This window comes from Pseudomonas sp. GW821-FHT09C09, from assembly GCF_059418105.1.
In genome coordinates this window covers 1-14,255 of record NZ_JBWKPF010000012.1, presented here as the reverse complement: position 1 = coordinate 14,255, position 14,255 = coordinate 1, and the positions used below count along the sequence as shown (strand labels likewise).

The following is a 14,255-nucleotide window of genomic DNA, read 5'->3' as shown; positions in this document are numbered from 1 at the left end:
GTAAACACGTCGTTGTAGTTCGTACCGATGATGTTTTCGAAGTCGGAGAACGTGTCGCCCTGAGCGTCGCCCCCCAGGCCGGTACCCGACCGTGCAGCCGTCATGGTGATATTGATGCCCTGTTCCGACTGCGCGTAACTCAGCGTGTCGATGCCGTTGTAGCCATCGAGGTTGTCGGCCGCTGCACTGGCGTAGAACGTATCGTTGTAGTTCGAGCCTCGATAGCTTTCGATACCGACAAAGGTATCGCCTGCCGCGAAACCGGTGTGCACACCGGTTTTCAGGTTCAGACTCACACCCACGCTGGTGGGTACATCCTCATAACTGGCGATGTCAAAACCTGCGCCGCCATTGAGCTGGTCAGCGCCGTCTCCTCCCATCAATATATCGTTGCCGCCTCCGGCATTCAGAACATCATTCCCCGCCAAACCTCGCATCTGATCAGCGTCCGCAGTTCCTGTCAGAGTGTCTGCACCGGGAGTTCCGTTGATTATCGCCATTACATCGTCCTTGTTTAAGTGTGAAGCAGAAGGGTTAAAGCTGCCTGATCTCCATCTCGCAGAATAATCTCCCGGCTCAATGGAGCAGGTTGTGCACCTGGGTTCAATGCGCACGAATCGTTATCGGCAAAAGTCATGGGTTCAACATAAAAACAGACATAAAAAAACCGACGCCACAGCGTCGGTTTTCGTTGTCGCGAGTACCTTGCCTCAGGTCATCTGAATGATGGTCTGCATGATGGTGCTCTGGGTCGAAATGGTCTTGGCGTTCGCCTGATAGTTGCTCTGACCCTTGATCAGGTCTACCAGTTCGTTGGTCAGGTTGACGTTCGACTCTTCCAGGGAGTTCGACACAACCTCACCCAACGTACCGGTTTTCGGCGCGTCATAACCCGGGATACCCGAAGCGAATGTCTCTTTCCAGCTGGTGCCACCGACAGGTTGAAGGCCCTGTTCGTTGGTAAAGCTGGCCAGGGCAACCTGGCCGATGGCCTTGCTCTGGTTGTTGCTGAAGTTGGCGAACAGCGTACCGGTGCCGTCAATGGTCAGGTTGGTGATCTGGCCGGTGGCGTAACCATCCTGAGTCGGGATCGAGCGCGCGGTGTCAGCGTTGTACTGAGTGGTCTTGGCCATCGAAATGGTCACACCCGCCGGGTTTGCCGATGCGCCGTTAGGCGTAAAGGTGCCGTTGGTCACAGTACCCGGTACCCAGCCAGTGAGTTTCAGGTCGCTGCTGATGATCGGGTTCGGCGCAGGAGGCGGCAAGGTGCTTGGCGTGCTGACCTGAGTCAACTTGCCAGACGAGTCAAACGTCATGGTGGAGGCGACTGGCGGCGTGGTTTTCGGATCGCTGCCGGTAGCATCCGGGTTACGACCGTCCACCAGGGTGTAGACCTTCCAGGTATTGTCATCGGTTTTCACCACATACTGATCCATGACGTGCGAGTTGCCCTGGCTGTCATAGATCGGGGTGCTGAACTGCTTGGTGTACGTTTCGAGCTTGGTTGGATCGAACACGACAGCATTGGCGCCGGTATCGACGATCTTCGGCGCGGACGAGTTCAGGTTGATCGTCGAGGTCACCAGCGAAGTGGACTTCGGCGCCAGGTTCGAGGTGTCGATCTTCAGGTCGGTCAGTACGCCGTTGATGATCTTGCCGTTGGCATCCACGCCGTAACCTTGCAGACGCGAGGTGTAGTCGGTGTTGGTGATGTAACCGTTATTGTCGACCTTGAACGTACCGGCGCGGGTATAGGAAATCGAGCCGTTGTTGCTCATGGTGAAGAAGCCGGAACCGTTGATACCCATGTCCAGCACGTTACCGGTGTTGTTGATGTCACCCTGGGTGAACTGCTGGGAAACGTTGGCCAGGCGCACGCCGTTGCCGATGACCTTGCTGCCGCTACCCAGGCGAGTGGCCGAGTAGACGTCTTCGAATTCTGCACGGGACGATTTGAAACCGGCGGTCGCGACGTTGGCGATGTTGTTGCCGGTCACGTCCAGTTGCTTGTTGGCTGCATAGAGACCGCTAAGGCCGATATTGAAAGACATATTCCACTCCTTTGTGCCGGTTAGTCGGCTCTATATACCAATGGTTTGTACTTTGGACAGGGCAACGGTGCCCTTGCCGGACAGGTTGAGCATCAGCTCGCCGCCGGTCTGGCTGATCGTCACGCTGGTGACGGTTGCCGGCAGGTAGGTCGCCATATCGGTCGAGGTGCCGTTGATCGATGCGTTGGCCTTGACGGTATAGGTACCGGTCTTGACCAGGTTGCCGTCCTTGTCCTTGCCGTCCCAGGTGAAGCTCGCATTGCCTGCGGCGCGACTGCCCAGGTCGATGGTGCGAATCGCCGTGCCGCTGCTGTCGCTGATGGTGACGGTACCGCCGGCAATCGACGACGGAACGGTGACCGAACCGGTCATGCCTTTGCTCGGATCGTCGAGCTGGACCGAGTTGGTCTGCACGATCACGTTGCGGCCGACCAGCGACGAAGCCTGCAGGGCTTGCGACGAGTTGTAGTTGCCGGCCAGAGAACTCACGGTACTGTTGAGGGTGGTAATACCCTCGAGGCTGCTGAACTGCGCCAACTGGGCAACGAATGCACTGTTGTCCTGCGGGTCGAGCGGGTTCTGGTTTTTCAGCTGGGTTACCAGCAGTTGCAGGAACGCATCCTTGCCCAGGGCCTGGCCGCCGGTGGAGCTGTTAGTGGCCGAAGCAATGCCATCGGCTGTCGAACTGGTCTTTTTCGACGAGTTCGCCAGGATGTCCTTCATGCTCAGGCTGCTGGTGGTATCGGAAACACTCATGGCAGTCGCCCCTTATTACTGACCGAGGGTCAGCACCTTCTGCATCATGGTTTTGGCGGTGTTCATCATTTCGGCGTTGGTCTGGAAGGACCGGCTCGCGGAAATCATGTCGGCCATTTCTTCCACCACGTTGACGTTCGGGTAGTAGACGTAGCCCTTGGCGTCGGCGGCAGGATGGTTTGGCTCGTAGCGCGCTTCGAGGTTGCTCTGGTCTTCGACCACGCCGAGCACCTGCACGCCCTGGCCTGCGGCGTCCTGGTTCTGGAACAGCGAGTTGCTGCCGCCGCTCTGGCCGCCCTGGAACATGGTGGCGAACACCGGGTGACGAGCGCGATAGGTCTGGTCGATGCTCGACGAGACGGTTTCGGCGTTGGCGATGTTCGAAGCCACGGTGTTCAAACGCGTGGTCTGGGCGCTCATGCCGCTTCCGGCAATGTTGAAAACGCTGGACAGGGACATGGATTACTCTCCGCGCAGGGCTGACACCAGCCCTTTGAATTTGCTGTTGAGCAGCGTGAAGCTGGCCTGGAAGCCGACGGCGTTTTCCGCGTAGTTCGACTGTTCCAGCTGAGCGTCAACGGTGTTCTGGTCGATCGACGGCTGCATCGGCGTGCGATACATCAGCGACTCGTCGCCATTGCCCAGACCTTCAGCTTCGATGTGACGGCTGTTGGTCATGTTCAGGGCGATGGTGCCGTTGGCGTTCTTCTGGCTCTGTGCTTCGAGCACTTTGGAGAAATCCAGATCCCGAGCCTTGTAGTTCGGGGTGTCGGCGTTGGCGATGTTGTTGGCCAGGACTTCGGCACGCTGGGCGCGGAAGCCCAGGGCTTTTTCGTGAATTCCGAGCGCTTTATCGAAGCTGATGCTCATGTCGGGAACCTTCAGGTGACCGGGTTTTTCGTAACAGGGTTATAGCAAGCGTCGTGCCAGTTTTAAAAAGCCCCGGATTCCGGGGCTTTGCAGGGGATCGGCAAGGCGGCAATGCCAGAAAAGCGGCAACGGGCTTCCGCCGGATGCCGCTTTTCTGCCGCTTGCCACCACCGCAAAAACCCTCAGGCATAAAAAAACGGGAGCCCCTGAGGACTCCCGTTTTTTGTGTTGCCGGTGACAGTCACTTCGCCTGGTAAATGATCCCCGGGCTGCACTGGACCATCTGGTAATGGTCCGGCAAACCGTTCAGCGCTTCGGAAGCGCCGAGGAACAGATAACCGCCCGGCTTCAGCGTGCTGTGAATGCGCAACAGGATGTCTTTCTTCACCTCGGCGGAGAAGTAGATCAGCACGTTGCGGCAGAACACGATGTCGAACTTGCCCAGGCTTGCGTAGCTGTCGAGCAGGTTGAACGAACGGAATTCCACCCGGTTCTTGATCGGCGCCTTGATCACCCAGCGCCCCGGCCCTTTCGGGTCGAAATAGCGCTGCAGACGATCGGCGGACAGACCGCGACCGATCGCCAGGCTGTCGTACTCGCCGGTCTTGCAGTTGGTCAGCATGCTGCCGGACAGATCCGTGGCAACGATCTGCACGCCCATCTTCAACTGACCGATGTTGGTCCGCTCGAACTCGTCGATCGACATCGACAGCGAATAGGGTTCCTGACCCGACGAGCAGGCCGCCGACCAGATCCGCAGACGCTGGTTGGGAGCGGCCTTGATCGCCTCGGGCAGCACCTTGTTCTTCAAGACTTCAAACGGATAGGTGTCGCGAAACCACAGGGTTTCGTTGGTTGTCATGGCATCGACCACCTGCTCGCGCAAACCGCTGCGCGGCTGGGTCTGGATGCGCTGTACCAGCTCACCCAGGGACTTGATGCCTTGCTGCTCCATCAGTTTGTTGAGACGGCTCGAGACCAGGTACTGCTTGTTTTCACCGAGCAAAATGCCACAGGCTTTTTCCAGGAAGACCCGGAACTGTTCGAAATCCAAATTACCCGTAGACAAATGATGCCGCCTCTTAAATCGTGTTGACCGCCAGGGACGGAAAGTCCCTAGCTGATATCTGCTGCTTTGATCCGGTCGACTACCCGGGATGCCAGGTCATCAGGACGGAATTTGGCCAGGAAGTCATCGGCACCGACTTTCTTGACCATCGCCTGGTTGAACACACCCGACAACGAAGTATGCAGGATGATATGAAGCTTTTGCATGCGAGGGTCGCCGCGGATTTCCGCCGTCAGGGTGTACCCGTCCATCTCCGGCATCTCGATGTCGGAGATCATCATCAGGAACTCTTCTTCCGGCTTCTTGCCCTCGTCGACCAGCTTGCGCAGGTAATCCAGCGCCTGCTTGCCGTCGTTCAGCGCCACCACTTCGACACCGACCGTCTGCAGGCAACGTGTCACCTGCTTGCGCGCCACCGACGAGTCATCGACCGTCAGCACCCGCAGAGACAGCGCCTTGCTCTGGGTCTCGACATCCACCACGCCGACCGAAATCGCTTCCGGTGTCGGTGCGACTTCCGCCAGCACCTTCTCGACGTCGATGATTTCGACTAACTGATTGTCCACCCGAGTCACAGCGGTCAGGTAATGATCGCGACCGGTCCCCTTGGGTGGCGGATGGATCTCTTCCCAGTTCATGTTGACGATACGTTCCACCGAGCGCACCAGGAAACCCTGGGTCTTGGTGTTGTATTCCGTGATGATCACGAACGGACTGTTCTTGTCTTTCAACGCCCCGGAGCCGGTCGCCATTGCCAGATCAAGGATCGGAATGGTCGCCCCCCGGATATTCGCCACCCCGCACACGACAGGACTGGACTTGGGCATCAGCGTCAGTTGCGGGCACTGCAGCACTTCCCGAACCTTGAACACGTTGATCCCGTAGAGCTGCTGGCCGTCGAGACGGAACAACAACAGCTCCAGGCGATTCTGCCCTACCAGTTGCGTGCGCTGGTTCACCGAATCCATTACACCAGCCATGCCCAGACTCCTACACCAACGCCAAGTGTTGTTGCGACGCACATTCATTGCTAAACGGCACGGCGCTTGCTTTTTAACTCGTATGAACATTCAAACGACATTTTTCCGACGCCTGACATCCCCTATCCGCAGAGGACTTTGCGCGGTGTCCGCCATTTGCCTGTTTTTCGCGGGCAGCCCTGCCAGTGCTGATGCGGTTACCTTGCCTGACATGCTTATCGGCGTCACTCAGGGCTTTCTTGAATTCACCGTAGAAGACTATCTGGCTACCAGTCAAACGGAAGGGCGTTATGAAATCGAGGTCAAGCAGCTCGATCCGCGCATGCGCATGCCTATGTGCGACAAGGAATTGACAGCGTCCCTGGAGAGCCCGGGACGCCCCCTGGGCCGTGTAACGGTCAAGGTCCGCTGCGAAGGCGCCTCCCCCTGGACCGTGTTCGTACCCGCTCAAGTCCGCCTGTTTCGCCCGGTCGTGACCACCACTCGCCCGCTCAAGCGCGCCGGCATCATCGAGCCCCAGGACGTGACCTTGCGCGAGCATGATGTCAGCCTGATCAACCAGGGTTTTCTGACGTCGGTGGATGAGGCGATCGGGCAGAAATTGACCCGACCAACGGTCGCCGATCAGGTGATTACCCTTGTGCATCTGGAACAGGCGGAAGTCGTTCGCAAAGGCGATCAAGTGGTGATTACCGCCCGTAGCGGCACACTGGCCGTGCGCATGCCGGGCGAAGCCCTGTCCAATGGCGGTCTGAAAGAACAGATTCGAGTGAAAAACCTCAATTCCCAGCGGGTCATCAAGGCGCAGGTCATGGCGCCGGGCCAGGTGGAAGTGGCAATGTGAGCAACGACTGGAGCAATGACAGGAAAGCCTCGTGAGTGATCGCGCAGAAAACTGGCGCCAACCTGAGCTGTTCCCTAAACTGTGCCGCAGCAGGATCTGTGCGGCGCATGCAGGCTTAGTGGTAAAAGAGCCTAAAGTTTTCCAGGGGATGGCCGAGAACATGGCAAGCGTCCAAATTCCCAGAGGTTTTTAACATGGTCATCGATTTCAGCCGTTTGAACAGCTCCTCGTCACTTACGGGCAGTACACGTACCAGCGCGCCCAAGGAAACCGCCGAAACCGGCACTTCCGCGCCGCTGAATACCCCGGCCGAACAGGCCAGTACCGCAAAAAGCGGGGAATCGGTACACCTCAGCAATGAGGCTCAACAGTTGCAGAAGGTCACTGACAAGCTGCGCGATCAGCCTGCCGTCGACAAAGCCCGCGTGGCCGAGTTGAAAGCAGCGATTGCCGATGGCAGCTACAAAGTCGACAGCAACCGTGTAGCCAGCAAACTGCTCAACTTCGAAGCCCAGCGCTAGGCCTCGGCCTGCGCCAGGCTTTTGGACGCTTAAAACCCAAGGCCAGCCATGCACGACACTACTTTATTGCAACTGATCACCGACGACTTTGCTCCAGCTCAACAACTGCTGGAGTTACTGCATACCGAGTCCCTCGCCTTGCACGGTCGCGACATGCCCCTGCTGGAAGAAATTCTGGCGCGCAAACAGGCATTGATCATTCTGCTCGAGCAGCATGGCCGCAAACGCAGCGAAATCCTCGCCAGCCTCAATCTGTCGCTCGACCGCCAGGGCCTGGAACAACTGGCCAGCCAGTCGAGCATCGGCGAGCAGTTGCTGAGCCAGAGCGATGTCCTGATCGACCTGATCGCCCAGTGCCAGGCGGCCAACGCCAAGAATGGCCAGTCGATCGTGATGCAGCAGGCCGCCACGGCCAATCAGCTGAAAATCCTCACCGGTGGCGAGCCTCCCGCGCTCTACGATGCCAGCGGCACCTTCTCCAAACTGCAGAAACCTCGCGCGCTCAGCCAGGCGTGATGCTTTCTTCCATGCTTGCGCCCTATCAACGCGCGATACATGCTGGCAAAATACTGGCCAGTCGTAGTCAAAATTTGTCTGGAGATTGATTTAACGTGTCCAATGATGACGCTCCGCAGCCCCCAAAGGTGCTTACCACGCCCCTGGAGATCTCCAGCAATCTGCGCCAGCTGCAAGAGAGCCACGATCCGCTGATCATCACCTTTCACGAGCGCAGCCAGCGTTTCCAGAGCTACCTGATCAAGGTCGACCGGGAAACCGCCACCATTGCCCTGGACGAAATGATCCCGCGCGATGGCGAGCGCTTCCTGCTGGCTGGCGAACCCTTCAAGGTCGAAGGCTTCCACGAAGGCGTGCGCATCGCCTGGGAATACAACGGCACGCTGGACATCAAGGAATCCGACGGCGACCGCTTCTATGTCGGCGAGATGCCCACCGAAGTGGTCTATCATCAGCGCCGCAACGCCTTCCGCGCCGCACTGAAACTGACCGATCTGGTGAGCGTCGAACTGGGCGGCGAAAAACTCAAGTCGCCGATCGGTGGCAAACTGCTGGATATCTCCGCCACCGGTTGCAAGCTGCGTTTCGAAGGTGACATCACCGACCGCCTGCAACTGGGCCAGGTCTATGACCGCCTGATCGCCCCGCCACTGTTCGGCAACCAGCCAGCGGCGGTCGAGCTGCGTTACCTGCACTTCGAAGAAAAACTCAACATCACCTTCGCCGGCCTGCGCTTTCACAACATCAGCGGCCCGGCAGCGCGCAACGTCGAGCGTTTCGTCTATCAGCTGCAACGTGAAGCACGGCGCTTCGACAAAGACGATCTCTGATTCGCACGCGCCATGAAAAACGGGCAGTCCCTTGCGGTGACTGCCCGTTTTTTTATGCCTGGTGTTTTTTCAGGATCAAGGCCTGGCGCCACTGATGTCCGGCGCAGGATTGTCGTTGCCGGCATCCGGCTCCACTGGTGATTCTGGTTCAGTGGCGGGCTCGGGTGCCGGTTCAGGTGCAACCGTGGTCTGCATCTGCTCCTGCACCACTTGCTCGTCGACCCGCGGATCGAGCGCTGCCACCAGCGGCGAACTGGACATGCTGTCCGGCATCGCCACGTGATGCAGCGGTGCGTCGTCGACCTGGTGCAGGTTGGTCACGGCTTTCGGCCGGATGCGCCACACCAGCACCAGCGCGAAAAAGGTGAAGAACGCATACAGGCTCTGGCTGCCGAACATTTTCATCAACACACCGGCCAGCAACGGCCCGATGCTGGCACCCACCCCGTAGGTCACCAGCAGCATCGCCGTCAGCGACACCCGCCGATCGCCTTCGACATGGTCGTTGGAGAACGCGACGGCCAATGGGTACAGGCAGAACTGCACCAGCGAACACAGGAAGCCGACGATGAATAATATCTCCAGCGGCACCTGCGGCATGATCGCCAGTGGCAATGCGGCTATAGCCAGAAACCCGGCGAAGCAGCGGATCAACAAGGCCCGGTCATAACGGTCGGACAACCAGCCCAACGGCCATTGCACCAGCAGCCCGGCAAAAATGCAGGTACCCATGAACAGACCGACCTGTTCGGTGGACAACCCCTGCTGCGATGCATAGAGCGGTGCCAGACCGTAGAACGAGCCGATGATCAGCCCTGCCCCGAGCACCGTACTCAACGACTGCGGCACGCGCTTGATAAAGAAGCGCGGCTCCATCGGCGCCGGATGCAACGGTGCCGGGTGAATCCGCCGGGTCAGTGCCACCGGCACCAGACACAGGGCAAAACACAGGGCGACCAGCATCAGCAGTTCCAGGCCCAGGCCCGGGTGCATGACCAGGATCAGCTGACCGAGCACCAGCCCCAGATACGAGGCAATCATGTAGCCGCTGAACACCACACCGCGCTGGTTGGCGTCGGCCTGCTCATTCAGCCAGCTCTCGATCACCATGTACTGACACATCATGCCGAGGCCGACGATGGTCCGCAGCACCAGCCAGGCCGGCAGCCAGTCCACCAGACCATGACCGAGCACCGCCGCGCCGACGATCCCGGCACACGCCGAGTAGGCGCGGATATGTCCGACCCGGGCAATCAGGCGGTGCCCGATCTTGCCGCCCAGCACCAGACCAAAATAGTTGGCCGCCATCAGCGCACCGACCCACAGTCCGTCGACATGGTCAGCCGCCAGGCGCAACGCCAGATAAGTAGAAAGAAGGCCCGAGCCGATCAACATCATCAGCGAGGCAAAATACAGCGCTCGAAAGGATTTCCAGATTTGGCGCATCGGCGTTCCGAGCGGCTCCTTGCGGTGAGTGTCGGGCTATCGAACGATAGCCCGATGACGACATTTCGTCAGGCCTGGGCTGCCAGAACGCGCCGTTCCCAGGGAGTGATCTCATCAAAGAAACTGGTCAGCTCCATAGTCTTCGAAGCGATGTAGCCTTCGATGAACTCCTTGCCGAACAGTTCCTTGGCCAACTGGCTGCGCTTCAGACGCTCGAGCGCGGCGTGCAACGTACACGGCAGCGAAAGATTGTCCGGCACTTCGAATTCACCCTGGATCGGTGCACTCGGTTCCAGCTCATGCTCGATGCCATGCAGACCGGCTGCCAGGCTCGCGGCAATCGCCAGGTACGGGTTGGCATCGGCGCCCGGCAAACGGTTCTCGACCCGACGGGCAACCGGCGAACTGGCCGGAATCCGCAGACCCGCCGCGCGATTGTCGTGGGACCAGCAGGCATTGTTCGGCGAGGCAAACGGATGGCACAGGCGCTGGTAGGAGTTGACGTTCGGCGCAAACAGCGCGGTGAAATCCGCCATGCCCGCCTGCTGCCCGCCGATGAAGTGACGGAACATCGCGGTCGGCTGACCGTTTTCATCGCTGAACACATTCTTGCCGCTGCCGATCTCGACGATGCTCTGATGGATGTGCATCGAACTGCCCGGCGTGTGCGCCAGCGGCTTCGCCATGCAGACCACGGTCAGGCCATGCTTGAGCGCGACTTCCTTGAGCAGGTGCTTGAACAGGAAGGTCTGGTCGGCCAGCAACAGTGGATCACCGTGCAACAGGTTGATCTCGAACTGGCTGACACCCATCTCGTGCATGAAGGTATCGCGCGGCAGGCCCAGGGCCGCCATGCATTTATAGACTTCACTGAAGAACGGTCGCAGACCGTTGTTGGAGCTGACGCTGAACGCCGAGTGACCGTCCTCGCGACGACCGTCGAGGCCGACCGGTGGCTGGAATGGTTGCGTTGGATCGGTGTTCGGGGCGAACACAAAGAATTCGAGTTCAGTTGCCACTACCGGCGCCAGGCCGAGGGCAGCGTAGCGGGCAATGACTTTCTTGAGCTGGCCACGGGTCGACAGGTTGGAGCTCTCGCCGGTCAGCTCATCGGCATCACAGATGGCCAGCGCGCGCGGCTCCTGGCTCCAGGGTAGAGGATGGATCTGCGCAGGATCGGCCACCAGCGCGAGGTCGCCGTCGTCGCTGCCGTAAAACCGTGCAGCGGGATAGCCTCCCATGATGCATTGCAGCAGCACCCCCCGGGCCATCTGCAAACGCCGCCCTTCGAGGAAACCCTCGGCGGTCATTACCTTGCCCCGTGGCACGCCGTTCAAATCCGGCGTGACACATTCAATTTCATCAATGCCCGTCAATCGCTGCGCGAGTGAACGCTGGCCATCGGTTGTCATGACGCAATCCTTGTTATTGTGCGAGCCGCGAACGGCGACCCGGACAAAATAGGCTTCAGCTGTTCGGAATATCAAGCAGCGGCCAACAAAAAGAATGCCAGCCGATGAATTCGTGAATCAGGGCAGGTAAATACTGAACACGCCGCCACCCAATGGCCCGCCATTGCGGATCTCGGTACGGCCGCCGACACCGTTGCGCTGATGCAGTGCCGCGATGCGCCCGGCGAAGTACAGACCGAGGCCGGTACTGCCACTGCTGTGATTGATGCCCTGCACATAATCGGCCTGACGCTCGAGCATCTCGACCGGGTAACCGTCACCGTCGTCGTTGATGCTCAACACCAGTTGCCCGGCCTCGTCGCTGACGGTGATCAGCAGCGATTCACGGGCGTAGCGAATCGCGTTGTTGATGCAGTTGCCGAGCACCGAGGCGATCAGTTCACGATCGAAGAAACCCAATGGACTGAGCGGGTCGACTTCGTAAGTCGCAACGATGCCGCGACTGGCGAAAACCTCTTGATGAGCCGCCAGTTGCGCCTCGATGAAATCGTCCAGTTCATGATAGGCCGGCTGCAACGGCATCTGGTTGACGCCGAGCTTGTACAGCCCGAGCAACTGCACCAGCATGCCGTTGAGGTGGGCGAACTCGAAGTCGATCACGCCCTGCTCCGGCACCTGACGCTGGTCCTCGGGCAGGCGCGCCAGCCATTGGCTGTGGGCCTGCATCAGCATGGCCAGAGAGTTCTTCATGTCGTGCACGGTGGAGGCGATCACCGTGGAAAAATCCAGTGCCTGCTCGTCTTGGTTCATTCGCCAAACGCCTTGCTTTTCAGCTTCTGATAACGCGGATAACGCGCGTCGGTATCGGGCATCATGCCCACCAGTTTCAGGCAGGCCCGACATTCTTCCAGCTCCGCCGAGGGCACACTGGTGTCGGTGCCGTGCAGCAGCGACTGCGCCATGTTCAGCGCAATGCTGATGTTCTTCGGTTGCATCTTCAGCGCCTTGCGGAATACCTCGCGGGCCTCCACCAGGTTGCCGGTCTTGTATACGCGCACGCCCTGACGGTTGAGGTCGGCGGCGGCATTACTGGAACTGAGAATAGTCGGGTCGTCGGTGAGCTTGGCGATGTCTTTCATCACCGTCGGGTCATCGCCGTAGATTTCCGCACAGCTCTTGAGCATCGACGTGCCCGCCTCGGTCTGCCCCAGCATCTGCAATTGCTTGGCGACCAGCAGCGCGGCCTCGGGGCTCATGAACTGTTCCATGCCGTCGAGACGCATCAGCGCTTGTTCGGTGAGCTTCTCGGCAGTTTCGGCGTCGTTGAGCAACAGACTGGTGGCCTTCATCAGACGCGCTCGGATCTGCAGGCCTGGATCGGTCGGGTTTTCCTTGGCCACTGCACTGAGGGTGGTATTGATCTCCAGCCGGGTGCGGGTATCGAGGCCCTTTTCGCTGCCCTTGCTGATCAGCGCATGGGCAAGACCCAGGTTGCTTTCCGGATCCTTGAAGCGCGACTGCGCACCCTGCGCCACAGCCTGACGGTAGGCCCGCGACGCCGTGTCGAAATCCTCGTTGGCCATCGCCAGTTTGCCGAGCAGCGCCTGCCGGCGTACCGCCAGTGGCGACAGGCGAATCGCCTCTTCCAATGTCCTCTGTGCGCCTTTGGTATCGCCTTCGGCCACCAGAACGTCCGCCATGCCGTCGTACAGCGCCGGCATCATCGGAAACACTTTCAGGGCTTTCTCATACACGCCTTTGGCCTGGGCCACCTGACCGCGCTTGAACAGCAACTTGCCCAGTCCGGCAAAGGCCCACGGCAACGGCCGGTCGGCGATGATGCTGTCATACAGGCGCTCAAGCGCTTCGTTCTGATTCATGTCGCGCAAGGCATCGGCGCGGTAGCGCAGGCACAGCGGCGAATAGCGGATATCCTGCTTGCACAGGGCGATACAGGCGTTGAGCACCTCGACCGGTTTACCACGGTCAAGGGCCTGCAGAATCGGCTTGAGCAGGGTCTTGCGCTGTTCCAGACGCTCCAGACGTTGCGCCAGGCCGATACGGTTGAACGGTTTGGTCAGATAGGCGTCCGGCTCATGCTCCAGGGCACTGAGTACCATCGCCTGGCTAGTCTCGGCGGTGACCATCACAAACACGGCTTCGTGACTGATCAGCTTCTCCATCATCAGGTCTTCCAGCACCTGCTGACCGTTTTTCTTGCCGTCACCCAGGTGGAAATCCTGAAGGATGAAATCGTAGGACTTCTGCGCGCACATTTTCAGCGCCTGCTCACCGGTGTCGGCGGTGTCCACGTCCTTGACGCCCAACTCGCGCAACATCGAGCGAACGGAACTGCGGAAATCCGAGAAATCATCGACGATCAGAAAACTCTTTTGGTGATACGACAGCATCGAGGATTTCCAGACAATTGAAGTAGAAGGACGAGGGCTTTCACAAGCGCGCAGATGATAACTGGAGGCTAAATGCTATCAAGCGATTTCATGCGCAGCCGATGAGATTGCAAGTGCCGATCGGGTTATCGGCCAGAAGTGACGTTCTCTGAAGCAGACACTTCAAGATTCCTTATGCAACAACTGGCCTGCTCGGCTGCTCATCCCCCCATACAAGGCTTGGCTCGTGTACATAAAAGGACGCTACATCGTGTCCGCCGGCGCTCTGCTGTTTCTCCAGCAGGCAATGGCGACCGGAATGGACTGCACAAAAGCGGTGAACACCGTCGAAAACACTATTTGTGCCGATAAAGGGCTATATGAACTGGATGCACAAATGGGAGTGGTTTATCGGGGATTGATGAAAAGCCCCACTGATTTGACGAGTAAACCTCGGCTAGATCTGCTGCACTCAATGGGTAAGCAGAAATAGAAACTTTCCTGCGGGCAAAACAAAACCCCAACTGCTTTCGCAATTGGGGTTTCGGAATTTAATCTTGACGATGACCT

16 protein-coding genes are annotated in these 14,255 nt (G+C 58.9%); 5 read left to right on the top strand and 11 right to left on the bottom strand.

Translation table 11 applies throughout. The features are described from left to right. The 7 genes from AC07NR_RS28290 to AC07NR_RS28260 form a co-directional block, all read right to left on the bottom strand. The coding region (locus AC07NR_RS28290) for a calcium-binding protein (RefSeq protein ID WP_495079938.1) at positions 1–500 on the bottom strand (500 nt) is incomplete at its 3' end. Positions 501–710: 210 nt separating this feature from the next. Then, positions 711–2,051: a flagellar hook protein FlgE gene (flgE, locus tag AC07NR_RS28285; RefSeq protein WP_423204130.1), complete on the bottom strand. Its 1,341-nt coding sequence runs from the start codon at positions 2,049–2,051 to the stop codon at positions 711–713. Positions 2,052–2,081: 30 nt separating this feature from the next. Then, positions 2,082–2,807 carry a flagellar hook assembly protein FlgD gene (flgD, locus tag AC07NR_RS28280; RefSeq protein WP_495079937.1) on the bottom strand — a complete coding sequence of 242 codons (726 nt, stop codon included), beginning with the start codon at positions 2,805–2,807 and terminating at the stop codon, positions 2,082–2,084. Positions 2,808–2,822: 15 nt separating this feature from the next. Beyond that, positions 2,823–3,266 (bottom strand): flagellar basal body rod protein FlgC, encoded by a 444-nt coding sequence (gene flgC, locus AC07NR_RS28275; protein ID WP_054593596.1) that lies wholly within the window; start codon positions 3,264–3,266, stop codon positions 2,823–2,825. Between the two features lie 3 nt (positions 3,267–3,269). Then, positions 3,270–3,677, bottom strand: coding sequence for a flagellar basal body rod protein FlgB (gene flgB, locus AC07NR_RS28270; RefSeq protein WP_025112931.1), 408 nt, complete (start codon positions 3,675–3,677; stop codon positions 3,270–3,272). A 241-nt stretch (positions 3,678–3,918) separates the two neighbouring features. Continuing rightward, the gene (gene cheR / locus AC07NR_RS28265; protein WP_007960327.1) at positions 3,919–4,746 is read right to left on the bottom strand and encodes a protein-glutamate O-methyltransferase CheR; all 828 of its coding nucleotides are present in this window, start codon (positions 4,744–4,746) and stop codon (positions 3,919–3,921) included. Between the two features lie 47 nt (positions 4,747–4,793). Next, positions 4,794–5,726 carry a chemotaxis protein CheV gene (locus AC07NR_RS28260; RefSeq protein ID WP_065258844.1) on the bottom strand — a complete coding sequence of 311 codons (933 nt, stop codon included), beginning with the start codon at positions 5,724–5,726 and terminating at the stop codon, positions 4,794–4,796. Positions 5,727–5,808: 82 nt separating this feature from the next. On the opposite strand from AC07NR_RS28260, the gene flgA reads away from it, so the two are divergent. The 4 genes from flgA (at position 5,809) to AC07NR_RS28240 (ending at position 8,437) form a co-directional block, all read left to right on the top strand. Beyond that, complete coding sequence (gene flgA / locus AC07NR_RS28255) at positions 5,809–6,570, top strand: flagellar basal body P-ring formation chaperone FlgA (protein WP_495079959.1); 762 nt, start codon at positions 5,809–5,811, stop codon at positions 6,568–6,570. A 194-nt stretch (positions 6,571–6,764) separates the two neighbouring features. After that, on the top strand, positions 6,765–7,091 hold the full coding sequence (gene flgM / locus AC07NR_RS28250) for a flagellar biosynthesis anti-sigma factor FlgM (protein WP_085711005.1): 327 nt from the start codon (positions 6,765–6,767) through the stop codon (positions 7,089–7,091). A 48-nt stretch (positions 7,092–7,139) separates the two neighbouring features. Next, positions 7,140–7,607, top strand: a complete 468-nt coding sequence (locus tag AC07NR_RS28245; RefSeq protein ID WP_495079936.1) for a flagella synthesis protein FlgN — start codon at positions 7,140–7,142, stop codon at positions 7,605–7,607. Positions 7,608–7,702: 95 nt separating this feature from the next. Then, on the top strand, positions 7,703–8,437 hold the full coding sequence (locus AC07NR_RS28240; protein WP_114884861.1) for a flagellar brake protein: 735 nt from the start codon (positions 7,703–7,705) through the stop codon (positions 8,435–8,437). A gap of 75 nt (positions 8,438–8,512) precedes the next feature. Here AC07NR_RS28240 and AC07NR_RS28235 read toward each other — a convergent pair whose 3' ends face one another. From AC07NR_RS28235 to AC07NR_RS28220, 4 genes are all read right to left on the bottom strand, one after another. Continuing rightward, positions 8,513–9,883: an MFS transporter gene (locus tag AC07NR_RS28235; RefSeq protein ID WP_248741292.1), complete on the bottom strand. Its 1,371-nt coding sequence runs from the start codon at positions 9,881–9,883 to the stop codon at positions 8,513–8,515. A 68-nt stretch (positions 9,884–9,951) separates the two neighbouring features. After that, positions 9,952–11,193 carry a glutamine synthetase family protein gene (locus tag AC07NR_RS28230; protein WP_170931624.1) on the bottom strand — a complete coding sequence of 414 codons (1,242 nt, stop codon included), beginning with the start codon at positions 11,191–11,193 and terminating at the stop codon, positions 9,952–9,954. 219 nt (positions 11,194–11,412) lie between these two features. Continuing rightward, positions 11,413–12,105 carry a sensor histidine kinase gene (locus AC07NR_RS28225; protein WP_085711010.1) on the bottom strand — a complete coding sequence of 231 codons (693 nt, stop codon included), beginning with the start codon at positions 12,103–12,105 and terminating at the stop codon, positions 11,413–11,415. Further along, positions 12,102–13,706, bottom strand: a complete 1,605-nt coding sequence (locus tag AC07NR_RS28220) for a tetratricopeptide repeat-containing response regulator (protein WP_248741293.1) — start codon at positions 13,704–13,706, stop codon at positions 12,102–12,104. The genes AC07NR_RS28225 and AC07NR_RS28220 overlap by 4 nt, the downstream gene beginning before the upstream one ends. Positions 13,707–13,956: 250 nt before the next feature. Here AC07NR_RS28220 and AC07NR_RS28215 point away from each other — a divergent pair, with 250 nt between their 5' ends. Further along, a complete protein-coding gene (locus tag AC07NR_RS28215; RefSeq protein ID WP_495079935.1) occupies positions 13,957–14,178 on the top strand; it encodes a lysozyme inhibitor LprI family protein in 222 nt (73 codons plus the stop codon). Positions 14,179–14,255 lie beyond the last annotated feature (77 nt).